General features: G+C 54.0%; 11 protein-coding genes. 7 read left to right on the top strand and 4 right to left on the bottom strand.

The features are described 5' to 3' along the window. The first annotated feature begins 32 nt into the window (after nt 1-32). Nucleotides 33-404 carry a hypothetical protein gene (locus tag Q0778_RS11105; RefSeq protein WP_298336038.1) on the top strand — a complete coding sequence of 124 codons (372 nt, stop codon included), beginning with the start codon at nt 33-35 and terminating at the stop codon, nt 402-404. A 36-nt stretch (nt 405-440) separates the two neighbouring features. Here the strand turns inward: Q0778_RS11105 and Q0778_RS11110 are convergent, their stop codons facing one another. Beyond that, nucleotides 441-1,664 (bottom strand): nucleotidyltransferase, encoded by a 1,224-nt coding sequence (locus tag Q0778_RS11110; RefSeq protein ID WP_298336040.1) that lies wholly within the window; start codon nt 1,662-1,664, stop codon nt 441-443. Then, nucleotides 1,657-2,652 (bottom strand): CBASS cGAMP-activated phospholipase, encoded by a 996-nt coding sequence (locus tag Q0778_RS11115; RefSeq protein WP_298336042.1) that lies wholly within the window; start codon nt 2,650-2,652, stop codon nt 1,657-1,659. Before Q0778_RS11115 ends, Q0778_RS11110 begins: the two co-directional genes overlap by 8 nt. A gap of 148 nt (nt 2,653-2,800) precedes the next feature. Between Q0778_RS11115 and Q0778_RS11120 the strand changes: the two genes are divergently transcribed. Genes Q0778_RS11120 through Q0778_RS11140 form a run of 5 tightly spaced genes read left to right on the top strand, consistent with a single transcriptional unit; the run spans nt 2,801 to nt 7,504 of the window. Beyond that, nucleotides 2,801-3,124 carry a helix-turn-helix transcriptional regulator gene (locus Q0778_RS11120; protein WP_298336044.1) on the top strand — a complete coding sequence of 108 codons (324 nt, stop codon included), beginning with the start codon at nt 2,801-2,803 and terminating at the stop codon, nt 3,122-3,124. A gap of 3 nt (nt 3,125-3,127) precedes the next feature. Continuing rightward, on the top strand, nt 3,128-4,018 hold the full coding sequence (locus Q0778_RS11125) for an ImmA/IrrE family metallo-endopeptidase (RefSeq protein ID WP_298336046.1): 891 nt from the start codon (nt 3,128-3,130) through the stop codon (nt 4,016-4,018). A gap of 29 nt (nt 4,019-4,047) precedes the next feature. Next, complete coding sequence (locus Q0778_RS11130; protein WP_298336048.1) at nt 4,048-4,800, top strand: DUF6088 family protein; 753 nt, start codon at nt 4,048-4,050, stop codon at nt 4,798-4,800. Then, a complete protein-coding gene (locus Q0778_RS11135; protein WP_298336050.1) occupies nt 4,797-5,843 on the top strand; it encodes a nucleotidyl transferase AbiEii/AbiGii toxin family protein in 1,047 nt (348 codons plus the stop codon). Before Q0778_RS11130 ends, Q0778_RS11135 begins: the two co-directional genes overlap by 4 nt. After that, nucleotides 5,840-7,504: a VRR-NUC domain-containing protein gene (locus Q0778_RS11140; protein WP_298336051.1), complete on the top strand. Its 1,665-nt coding sequence runs from the start codon at nt 5,840-5,842 to the stop codon at nt 7,502-7,504. The genes Q0778_RS11135 and Q0778_RS11140 overlap by 4 nt, the downstream gene beginning before the upstream one ends. Before the next feature lie 56 nt (nt 7,505-7,560). Here Q0778_RS11140 and Q0778_RS11145 read toward each other — a convergent pair whose 3' ends face one another. Next, nucleotides 7,561-8,196, bottom strand: coding sequence for a S24 family peptidase (locus tag Q0778_RS11145; RefSeq protein WP_298336053.1), 636 nt, complete (start codon nt 8,194-8,196; stop codon nt 7,561-7,563). A gap of 455 nt (nt 8,197-8,651) precedes the next feature. On the opposite strand from Q0778_RS11145, the gene Q0778_RS11150 reads away from it, so the two are divergent. Beyond that, the gene (locus Q0778_RS11150; protein ID WP_298336055.1) at nt 8,652-8,861 is read left to right on the top strand and encodes a hypothetical protein; all 210 of its coding nucleotides are present in this window, start codon (nt 8,652-8,654) and stop codon (nt 8,859-8,861) included. Here the strand turns inward: Q0778_RS11150 and Q0778_RS11155 are convergent, their stop codons facing one another. Beyond that, nucleotides 8,862-11,564: a conjugal transfer protein TraG N-terminal domain-containing protein gene (locus tag Q0778_RS11155; RefSeq protein WP_298336057.1), complete on the bottom strand. Its 2,703-nt coding sequence runs from the start codon at nt 11,562-11,564 to the stop codon at nt 8,862-8,864. It abuts the gene before it with no gap. Nucleotides 11,565-11,567 lie beyond the last annotated feature (3 nt).

Raw genomic sequence — 11,567 nt, forward strand, 5'->3', positions numbered from 1 at the left:
CTACTTACCGACTCGGCCAAGCCTTCGGCACCATGCTTGCGCTCTCCAAATGGCCATTCCCCCTTTTGCTCGAAATAGAGCTGACTCAAAAAGAAGTCGCGCATCGGGCCACCGCAAAATGCAGCAAAGGACATGTCAGCGGAGGTTTCAAGCCACTCGGCCCATACGCAAATGCAGCAAGTCCCGTTGCTGTATATATGCCTATCAATATCCCTTGGAAAACGACCCGCTTTCTCCTGCAATACAGGCTCTGTGCTAGGGTAGTTTTCGTCCGCAGCGATAAGGACATCGAATTCCTCAATCGCCCCGTCGGCATGAGGCCCATCATTCAGGCAGTAGATGCCAGTCGCTATAAAGGTGCCGTCCTTCTCAAAGAATTCGAGCTTGGGCTGGGAGAAGTTTAAAGCACGTTTGAATTCTGCGAAACTCAACATGGGTTACTAGATGCGGTAATAAGGTGATGTGCCGCTGCGCGTGCTCTTCACCTCTTCTACGGCTTCCTTAACACGCGCCGCCACGGGTGCTGCCGTGGTAACAACTGCTCCAACAGCTCCGATAGCAGTCATCGCCGTTTCCACAGTCCGGTCGCCAAGACGCTCTGCCAAAACCGTTGGGACTTCGGTGGGACGAGACGCATTGATGAAAAGCCCAAAATCACTTCGCGCCGCCGCAAGCCAGCGATCGAAGCTGTGTTCTAACCTGCGATCTTCTGCCCAGCGGTCAGCAAAATTTTCGGCAGGGTTAACGGGGTTCGGTATCCACTTTCCATCAGAACGCGTTTCGATATGAGCGTCCATGTTGGTGAGGATGGCAGTTAAAGCACCAACAAGCGTATCCTCGTTGTCATAGGATTTTGCTGCAAGGGTCGTGATGATGATTGAGATCGGGCGAACGTCCATATCTTCAGCGAACATCGTGTCGCGATGCCGCTTCAGAAGCTGAATTGCCTTCTGCAATGTGGTTTTGACCGCGTGGTCGGGAATGTCTTCGACCTTAGCAAACGTCGAGTCCTTGGCTGCCAATTCAGCCTTTCTCAAGTGAATTGAGACGGCCATTATGTCGCGAAACCATGCAGCATATCCGAGGGGGTTACTGCACGGCCAGTCCTCGCAATATCGATCAAAATTGGGTTCAGTCTTGTCGGTAATCGCAACAGCATCAAGCGTTTTGGTGGCATCATTTGCAAGTTCAACGAACCCAGCTTTGCGAAGGCGTGATTGGTATTCCTGCGCATCTGGAATGCATGGAAGAACATCCATATGGAACTGCGACCCGTCTGCATATTCAAGTGTCCAGCAACGGCGCTTGTCCTCTGGCTCGTGGGCCATTGAATGTGCTTTTGCATAGGCAATGACCTCACGACCAACTGCGGCCTTGAGAGACTTCTGAGTGAAGGTCCCTTTATCGGATTGAAGACGACAAATCAGATCGACATCGTAGTCTTCATCTTTGCCAACAGGACGGTTTGCTGTGCCGAGCAAAAAAGAGCCCTGCGGCGCGATGTAGGGATCATATTGTGCTATACTGGAGTCATTGCGCTCAAGCCATTCACCAAGGCTCTTGAAGTGAGCTCGTGCTTCCTCGGCCTTATCATCTGGCATGTCGATTGCGCGAGCAAGCGCTTGCAGGGCATCTTCGTGGGAAGGTGGGGGTTTATCAGGCATCTGTTTTCTCTTTCAACTGATGGACAGGTGTGAATGGCGGAACTTTCTCTGCGAAAAACACCGGCTTTAGAATTGGTTTCTGCTCACGAGCTTCGACAAAGGCGCGATCTTTGAGTTGACCAATGCGCTTGGTGTTATCGAGCGAGAAGAATCCGTCGGGCGCGGCCTGGCATACGCGGTATATCGCTTTTTCCTTGGCCGCTCCGCCGACGTCACCGGTCAAAATATGAGCTAGGCCCATTGAGCCATAAGACTGCCCGGCCATGAAGAAGCCCGTGGCCTTAAGCGCAATGCTGGCTTTGCTGTATTGATCGCCCACGGCGAAAATGTCTTCGAGGCAGCTTACGGAAAGAACTTTGATGTCGTCCTTGGGCCACTCCAAGGTGCCTATAGCCTCGGCTACTGCGTACCCTGTCGGATTATTGGCCCAAACTCCTCCATCAACGAGCCCTACCTCGTCTTCGGTGACATGCTGCGGGAAGTAAGTGGGCGCTGCTGATGTCGCCAAGGCCGCATCGACGGCAAGCGACAGGTAATCGGTTTCAAGTCGAGCGTGATGGGCAGTCTTGAATATGTAAACACGCCGTGTTTGTGGGTGCCAAGCGGGTATCATCAGCCGCGTTTTTGCGTCGCCAATGCGTCGATCTCCTAGTGTATCAACCAGTGCTTTTCGAAGTGCTGTCGGGTCGTACTTTGGTCCGAGTACTGCCCCTTGGACGTTACGACGTGCTTTGCGGAATAGTCCGCGCCCACCGCCTTTGTCTTGCTCGAATATCTCCGGACCACGCTCTTCGTAGAGAGCCAAGATTTCTTTTGCGCTCAATCCCATCGCGAGCCCGATTGCGATGATGCCGCCTGTTGAGGTGCCTGTGATAAGGTCGAAATAGCTACCAATGGGGTGCGGCAGATTATCTTCAATGGCCGCCAAGAAAGCCGCCGGAAAGACACCCCGGATGCCGCCACCGTCAATTGATAGAATCTTCCGCAATGCCAAACTCCGAAATAGAATATTAAAACAAATTCGTACAATCATATCATACGGCAAGTCTTGCATCCCGTCAAGGTTGTGTCGTATGCTTTTGTATGATTTAAACTGACAATTTGGTTGTTGGACTTACGCATGAGAGAGGAAATCAATGTCATTCGCAGCGCGGCTCAAGACTGCTCGTATGAGGAAAGGCTATTCACTTCAGAAGCTTGCTGATTTGATTGGAGCATCTAAGGCCCATATCTGGGACTTAGAAACGGAGCGTGCGAAGAACCCCTCATTGGAAGTGCTCACGGGTTTGTCGCGTGCGCTCGATGTATCAATCGCCCAATTGGTTGGGGAATCTGCGTCGGAGGATGAACCGGAAACAGCCCGCGCAATGTTCAGGGATTTGCAGTCGCTAGACGAGACTGATCAGGTGACAATAAAGTTGATGATGGATCGGCTTCGCGAGCGCAAAGGAGAGGGGTGATACATGACGCTATCGCGCCTTGATCTTGATGGAACCTCCTCACCTCGTGGCTTAGTGACCAAGATTCTAAAGGCTCTGCCCAGCTTGAGCCTTCCTATGCCTATCGAGGACATTGCAAGAGCGCTCGACATTGCTGAAATCGAAGAGATTGAAACGGAAGGATTTGTTGGCGGCCTTGTCACCGACGATGCTCGCAGTTCCGGCGGAATTCTTGTTCAAAAGGGCCTCGGTCGGCAGCGACGACGTTTCACAATTGCCCATGAGCTAGGGCATTTCTTGATCCCATTTCATCGACCCGTCACTGGCGAACAGTTCATGTGTGATAGCGCGGCTATGCGGGCATGGGACGAGAAGACCAAGAAGGGTCATTATAAGATGGAGGCGGAAGCCAACCGCTTTGCATCCACGTTGCTTGTACCTCCGCCACTCTTGCGCGAATTTCTAAAATCCTATCGGACTGCCGATATGAAGGCAGCGATTGACGTTCATAGAGAATTCGATGTCAGTAAAGTCGTAGCTGCTAGGTGCTACGCTGAGTATTCTGGTGAGCGCGTAGCGTTTGTGGTCACGCGCAATGGAAAGGTCCTCTACAATTTCCGCAATCGCGAATTTCCTTGGATAGTGCCGACGAACGGTGCCCCCATTCCATCAGGTTCGCGCTTTCACTCACACAGAGGTTCTGACATTAGCCCGTTATTGAGCGTTGGCGCAGAGCATTGGATCGAAACGGAATTCGGGAAGAGAGTCCCGTTTATGAAAGAGCAGGTTTTGCCACAAGCAAACGGGCATGCCCTCATCATGCTGTGGATGGACGTTGACGATGATGATTACGACCCTGAAGAGGCGATGACATCAAAGCAGCGGCTTGAATATCGGACAGCCGAGCGAAGTTGATTGCCTATCGCCCTTCGCTTTGAGCAGTGATGGGATTGTTGGATGCACTTAATCCTGTCCGAAATTTGCATACATTTTTCGGACGGATCGTATCGACAATGTCCGAAATTGTGCTACATATTTCGGACATGAATGCTGATGCATCATCTTTGAAAGCGCAGATTCTCGAGCGCATCGCAACTCAGCCGGGGAACGCAGTCTGGACGCCATCTGACTTCCTCGAGCTCGCTAACCGTGATGCAATCGACAAAAGCCTTCAGCGGCTGGTGAACGCTGGAGAGCTGCGCAGGATCGACCGGGGATTATACGATCGGCCGAAAATCAACAGTCTTACCAAAGAAAAAAGTGCGCCCGATCCTCGACAAGTTGTCGAGGCGGTGGCGCGTCGAGACCAAATACGCGTGCTCGTCGATGGAATGACAGCAGCCAACGACCTTGGTCTAACCAATGCAGTGCCGGCGAAAATTGTCGTGCACAGCGAGGCAAGGTCCAAGACAATCAAGCTCGGCAATCTCACCATCGTGTTCAAACAGACTGCCGCCAGCAAACTCTTCTGGGCTGGCCGCCCAGCCATGCGGATTGTTCAGGCCTTGCACTGGCTTCGCGACACGATGCTGGGTGATGATGTCAAAAACTGGCGCGAGAGAGTGACCAGTATTCTCACGGATCCCGATCATGGGAAGAAGCTGCGAGCCGACCTAGCAGATGGTTTCGCTACATTACCCGCCTGGATGCAGGACTTTTTGCGTCCGTTACTGCACGATCAGGCGCTATTATCGTGAGCTCCGCATTCAACGAAATTCTGCGTACCGATGCAGAAACGCGCAACGGGCTATACGCAGCAACTGCCCAAAGGCTCGGTACAACGCCGCAGAATGTCGAGAAAGATCTCTGGGTCTGCTGGACGCTAGACGCACTATTCAACGGACTTGGCGAAGGGCCTCGGCTGCTTTTCAAGGGCGGTACTTCTCTGTCCAAGGCATTCGGTCTGATCGAGCGCTTTTCCGAAGACATCGATGTGACTGTCTTCCGCGATGATTTGGGCCATCCGGCGTCAGTTGACGAACTCGAAGCGCTGAGTGGTAAGAAACGCCAAGCCGCGCTCGACCAAATGCGTGAGGCCTGTGAAGCCTATATCAACGGGCCGTTGTTGGAACGCCTTGAGGCACTCTGCGCTGAAACCGTTACTAGAACAGGGATCGAGAAAGCTGCGCTACGGGTGGAGGCTGATCCTCACGATCGACAGACCCTCTTGTTGGTCTATCCCAGTGCTACACCCACTGATGACTACATCGCGAAGTCGGTGAAGATCGAATCAGGCGCAAAGTCAGCCCTCGATCCCAATTCGCTACAAACCCTCACACCTTATGTCGATGCCGATGTTCCGGACATGGACCTTTCAGTGCCGAACGTCACCGTGGTCGATGCTGGGCGTACGTTCTGGGACAAGGTGGTCATCCTTCATGGTCTGCGCCGCTGGTATGAAAACCGGGGGCAATTGCGAGGCAACGGGCAACGTGTCTCACGCCACTATTACGATGTGTTTCGTTTGCTCCAGTCCGACGCAGGCCTAGCAGCGCTGAAAGACCCGGCTCTCGGTGAAGACTGTGTCGCTCACGCCCGCATGTTCTTCAATCGACCGCCATTCGATCTAGCCTCGGCCCGCCCGCCAACCTTCGCCTTGTGTCCCGAGGAAGGAATGATTGATGATCTGCGGCAGGATTATCAGGCAATGAGTGTCATGATTTTCGGTGATGCGCCTGCATTCGACGAAGTTATTGAAGCCGTCGCCGACTTGCAAAACCGTTTGAACGGGCGAACATGACAGGCTTCCTCGACCGCCTGTTCGGAAAACGCTCGCCTGAGCGCAAAGGGGGAAGCAAGCGCTCAGGTGCAAGGCTCGATATCGACGAATACAGCCACGGTCTTGTCAGCATCGCACAACTCGACTTCATAGGTCATCATGCCAAGTCACCCAACGGAAGTTACCGGCTGATCTGGGCCGACAGAACACCTGACGGCTCGCGAGGTGGGAACCGAGAAAGCGGGCACGGTTCGTGGTCACTGCTTCTTCACGATCAGATCGTCAAATCTGGCAAACTTGAGCGACCACAAGAGGGAAAAGTCGCCGATAATGGCGTTTTCATTCTCCATGATTGTATGTTTGGAAACGGATTACAGAGCCGTTTCACCGCCTATGACCGCGATGGGCAGCAGCTCATTAATCAGCACTTCGCAGCCAACCTTATGAGCAATAGCCTCTCTCCTGATGGGCGCTATGCGATCTGCCAAACAGCTAATGCACCTGGAAGTGATGACAGCTGTCGGTACATGCTGTTTGACCTTGAAGCCCGACACGAGATGGCAAGATGGGAAGTCGAGACTGGTTGGGCTGAGGGCTATGATTGGGATACTGGCGCGGAAAAAGTAATCATTTGCCTGAAAGATGGAGAGCGGGTCGCTTACGATTTTGCTGGTTCTATGATCGACCGTGACGGTTGGCAGAGAGCTCGGATCGCATCTGGCGATCTGGGCGTGATCAAAGACCTGCTGGCATCGCAAGAACCCCTTTCAGAAGGAGCGCGAACGGAAATCAAAGCTGGTCTCGAACGTGCAGCGCGCGAAGGTGAGCTATGGGGTCAGGCTCGTGCGTACCGCCTTTTGGGTGAAATGTATGAAGCTGAGGGTAAGCGTGAGAAGGCGATCACGGCCTATGATGAGGCGCTAACACTAGACCCTAAGGTCGGTGTCGCAAGACGCGCTGACAAGCTTCGAAAACAAATGGGTCAGGGCGAGGCGAAACCTGCGCGCAGAAAACAAAGCCGTTTCGAAAAACAAGCGCAGAGGCTTGGTATCGAGCATGATGTAATCGTCCTTGAGAAGGGTGACGGAAAGGACTGGAGGCTACAGGCAGCCCATCAATGGTCCTCGGTCGAGTTTGCTTCACTGGAACACTATCGCAATTTGGGCTGGAGCGGAGCTGCTTCCGAAGGCGGTTTAATCTTGACTTTGCTCAAGGCGGCATCGTTTCCAAGGCTCGATCCACGCAACGCCGACACCTTTGTCGAAGCATTGTATGCGCAAAACGTTGCGTTTGATGAGGACCGTTTCGACAAGGGAGATCTGATCGCGGCGGTTTCACAAGCGACGCGTTCTCAGATCGAAACCAACTGGAAGATCATCTCTGCGAGCGCTGGGAGAACCCCAGCATTCTACCCCACCGTCCATGCAGAGCACGTGCTCGGCCTGTTCGAAACCCTCGGGACTGAACGTCTAGCGAGGATTGCTGAGGTCTTCGCAAATGCCCCATACGATTTCAGATCCGGCTGGCCTGATTTGACTTTGTGGAAGGATAATCTGGCCCGTTTTGTCGAAGTGAAAGCGCCATCCGATAGCTTTCACGCTAGTCAGGCTCGACTTATCTCCAAGCTGCTGCTGCCACTTGGATTTGACGTTGCATTGGCCGAAGTTCGGCCAAGCCCATAAGTACGGTCAATTGCCGAGAAGATGTACCGCTTCAAGCTGTTTGCGGATAGGCATGACTAAAGAGCTCTCCCAAACCATATGACCCGGCCGATCACCTCAACTCCTTCACGATCGACATCATTCCATGAAGGATAGGCGGGATTGTCACTGGAAATTGTAATCTGTTTCGCGCCGGGCTTGATGGCGATGCGCTTTACGACCAACGTATCGTCGGAGCGCAGCACATAGATGCCATCCCGCAGCCTTGCGCCATGATCGGACGCATCGACCAGAACCTCATCGCCATCGCTAAGTGTGGGCTCCATCGAATCTCCCAGAACGCTTACGATTGAAAGGCTGGCGCCCTTAGCGACGGTCAATCTCCTGAGCCATTTCTCGTCAAACCCAAAGCGCGTGTAACTGGTCTCATTCGATGCAATAGCGCCGAAGCCGGCTGAGGCATCCACGTCCAGAACGGGAACTTCGATCATTCCATCCATTGGTGTTTGAGCAGGACCACCGAGCCTTTGTTCATCGACCCCAAAGAAGCTTGCAAGTGTCTTGCGATCCTCGGGGTCAAGGATACGAGGCGATCCGCGCTTTATGAATTGCTGGATATAGCTTGGATTGCGTCCAAGCAGCCTCGAAACCGCCGCGTAGCCGTATCCGCCCTGGGTGATCAGCCTCTCAAGTTCCTCTCTTACATGTTCCATTTGTGTGGTCCTTCAGGATTGATCGTAGGATTTCTTCCTAGACTCGCGGAAATCATCCTAGTAAGAACATAACAAGAACACAAGGGATTTGCGAGTCGGAGTGAGAAAGGTATGACGCTGCTGGAACGGATCGAAAGGCATCTGAAAGACAACCATATTTCTGCAACGCGTTTTGGTAGGCGAGCCGTGGGCGATCCCCGATTTGTGCTCGATTTGAGGATGGGGCGCAGACCACGCCGAAGAACCATTGAGCGACTCAATGCCTATTTGAATACACCTGAAAGCAGGCGTCCTTCGATCTCCCCGCAGCATTGCGCCAAAGACCCGAACGGTTTGACCAACAGACCCTAAGTCCAGAAGGTGACCGACCAGATTTTGAGCTTCGTACAACTTGGCTTACACTCTCGTCTTGAAAGCAGAGGGGGCTTTGGTTTCTGGCGAAAGGACGCTGACTTATGAGCAATTCTGACAAAACTCCGCCAGAGAGCAAAAGCGATTGGGAAGGCTTTCGCGAGATCGACCGCGCTATCGCTGAGGATCGCCTTACATCGTACACTTGGAAAAAGATCTGGGCTGATCCTTGGGAACGAAAAGGCATCTACCTCTTCGCAGCCTTATTCATCGCATTTGTAATCTATGTCGTGATCTACGACGGCTTGATCTAACTACCACTCCTTCACATCGTCCGCCGCTTTGGCAGACGCGCCTCGTGCGTCTCGTGTGGTTCGATCAAGCTTCCCTCTTCTTTGCCCGATGCTTCGAGAGCCTTCGCTTTGCCTCTGACTAACGTCGTCTGCGATCTCATCTCTGGCATTTGAAGGTTCTTCCAACGAGCTTGGCACGCCGCCAAGCCGAACCGAGCCGCGCACCCCGCTTGCGCTTCCGACATTGGGCCGAGTCACCGGCGCTCCATCAGGTAGAACAAGTTCGCCCGTGATCTCATCATTGAGACCGTCAGCGTAGCTTTCCACAAAGCGGGATTGCAGTTGTTGTCCCTGCGCGCTCATCTGGAAATCGATGTCATCAAAGCGCGCTTGGCCGTAATAATCCCGATTGGCATCGATCTCAGCCATGCCCCATTCGCGGTAGGCCTGGCTTAGATTCAAGGTCCCGGCTGCATTGGCGCTTTCATACCAGCTGGCCTGGTTCTCAAGCCGATTGGCTATCTCCTCAGCGCGCCGCGCTTCGACCGTATAGCTTTGCGTTTCGGTCAGCGAGGTTGTGACACCGGCTGCACTGCTCGAGACAAGCGCTTCTGAACTTGAGCTCGTCTCGCGCAAGAAACCTTCTCTTGAGCTTGACCAGTTTTGGCTTTCTGAAATTTGGCTCAACGCGTTTTCGATGCGTGAACGATCTTCCGAGGCGATCCCGATATCGCTGTCGGTCCAGGTCTGGTTCCTTCCGCCACTCAGACCGAGTGAACCACGCGTACCCTTTCGTTCTACTCTTCCCTCGGCCCCCGCGTTTCCATTTAGGAACCATGAGACCGTGATGTCGTCCGATGCCCGGCGCGATAGGCCAAATTGCTGCTGGAGTGTGTTCGATGCATTATCGAGTTCACTGAAGGTTCTGCCAATGCTGTCATTGCTTGATGTTCCGCTGACCGTCTCATTCGAGCGAGAACGGGTGTACGCATCGCGCAGTTCGCTGAATCGCGTAACCGCCGAGCTCGTCGATTGCTGAGCGAGGTTGGAGAAGGTCTCACTCTGGCTGCGGCTCTCGCTCGCCATGGTCGAAAGTCGGCTGGAAAAATCCTGTCCAAGTGTCGGGGTATAGGGATAGCTCGAAGTGGGCACGTTGGCGAAGTCCGCTTGCGGGAAGCTGGTTGTCTGGGTGCCGTTCTCGCCGATGCCCCGCGTTTGGGCGGCTCCATAAGCGATGTTTGGCGCGAGGCTGCCTTGCGCAAATTGGCGGGAGAAGACGCTCGAATTGTCGAGATTGGTGTTACCAAGTGAGACGTTGCCCGTGCTCGCTTCGCGCGCTGCCTCTTCGGCCGCGTTCTGGCTGGGATTGAGATAGCTTGTGGCTTGGCCCGAAATGGCCATCGCGCCGCGCGCAACCCCGCCTGCGAGGAAGGGGATCGAGGCGACAAGATATCCAGCGAGAATACCAATATCGTTGTTGACGTCGGTCATGCCGGAAAAGGTTGCAAGGCTAAGGCCGCTAGAGCCGCTTGCTGCCGCAACATCGCCTGCGCCTTTCAGCATCAAGATCATGTGGAGGATGACGAAGAGCGGTCCCCAGGCAGCGAGGTAGAAAAAGCCGGTCACATAGCCTCTCAGCGCAATCGGCCCGGTCCTTGGCATTAGGAAAAGCGGGAAGAGAACTGGAAACAGCGCGTAAAAGACCACCGTCAGCACAACGTTGAGGATGGGCACCCATTTCATCGCATTATGGGCGATTGAGGAATAGGTGCGTTCGGTCTGGATATCGGCTCGGGTCTGGGCAAACACGTCAACACTTGAAGCGCCGCTTGATCCGGCAAAGCCATGCATGGCCTGATTCATCGCGTTGATCGTCAGCACCTGGCGAAAGATGCTGCTCGCATCCTTCGAAATGCCTGTCAGATATTGGTAAGCAACGGGCAAGTCCGCGATGAGCTTGGCTTTAGCGAGCACTTCGGTTTGCCTCGGATAGAGCTGGCGGCCGGCCACAAGCGTCATCTCATCGATCATGCTCGCCCATTGGCCAGATAGGCTTGTGTAGGCCTCACGGCAGGTGACGATATTGGCTGTGACGCTGTCATCACCTTGGCGGGTCAGGAACTTCTGCGCACGCGCCGGGCTGCCCGGCGCTATCGTTGCCCAGATGTCATCGCTTTCTGAGAGCTCTTTCATCGAATAGCGGCCAAGCAGCAGATCATAGAACACGCACTGGCGCACATGCTCATCGAAATTCGCGGCAAATTCAGGATCAGCGATGCGCAAGCTCCGCGTGGCCTCGAGGAGGCGCGCGCCGTAAATCATACCATTCTTGGAATAGTTGAGATCATCGGGCAACCCGAACACGGTCTCAGCCGAACGCGTTAGATAATCGCCAATCTGGCTGGTGAAGCTCGCCATAAGTGCAAGGCCGAGCGGAACATTGGCGACAGTCGCAGGAGCCAGGCTGGGATTGACGCGGTCTGTCACTTGCACATCCATGCGCGGCACCATCAGGCACATATAGATGAGTGTCGCTCCCAAGAACCAGTTGAGCCAAGCGCGCCAATTCTGATTGAATGCAACAACTATAACCGCCAGCGTCATAGCCATAACGAGCGCCACCTGAATCAGGCTCTTATAGCCTCCGGCACCCGTCCAAGCGGCTACGGCGTTCAGGACATTGACGATGTATTCGCCGCCGCCCGTGGTGAAGATCTCAACCATTGT

Origin of the sequence: uncultured Erythrobacter sp. (assembly GCF_947502395.1) — a bacterium.
GTDB lineage: Bacteria > Pseudomonadota > Alphaproteobacteria > Sphingomonadales > Sphingomonadaceae > Erythrobacter.

What these genes read in the sequence shown, in the direction of transcription:
- Q0778_RS11130 (WP_298336048.1), top strand. Translation starts at nt 4,048, where the DNA reads ATGGGATTGTTGGATGCACTTAATCCTGTCCGAAATTTGCATACATTT.
- Q0778_RS11125 (WP_298336046.1), top strand. Translation starts at nt 3,128, where the DNA reads ATGACGCTATCGCGCCTTGATCTTGATGGAACCTCCTCACCTCGTGGC.
- Q0778_RS11145 (WP_298336053.1), bottom strand. Translation starts at nt 8,196, where the DNA reads ATGGAACATGTAAGAGAGGAACTTGAGAGGCTGATCACCCAGGGCGGA.
- Q0778_RS11110 (WP_298336040.1), bottom strand. Translation starts at nt 1,664, where the DNA reads ATGCCTGATAAACCCCCACCTTCCCACGAAGATGCCCTGCAAGCGCTT.
- Q0778_RS11120 (WP_298336044.1), top strand. Translation starts at nt 2,801, where the DNA reads ATGTCATTCGCAGCGCGGCTCAAGACTGCTCGTATGAGGAAAGGCTAT.
- Q0778_RS11105 (WP_298336038.1), top strand. Translation starts at nt 33, where the DNA reads ATGCTTGCGCTCTCCAAATGGCCATTCCCCCTTTTGCTCGAAATAGAG.
- Q0778_RS11155 (WP_298336057.1), bottom strand. Translation starts at nt 11,564, where the DNA reads ATGGTTGAGATCTTCACCACGGGCGGCGGCGAATACATCGTCAATGTC.
- Q0778_RS11140 (WP_298336051.1), top strand. Translation starts at nt 5,840, where the DNA reads ATGACAGGCTTCCTCGACCGCCTGTTCGGAAAACGCTCGCCTGAGCGC.
- Q0778_RS11150 (WP_298336055.1), top strand. Translation starts at nt 8,652, where the DNA reads ATGAGCAATTCTGACAAAACTCCGCCAGAGAGCAAAAGCGATTGGGAA.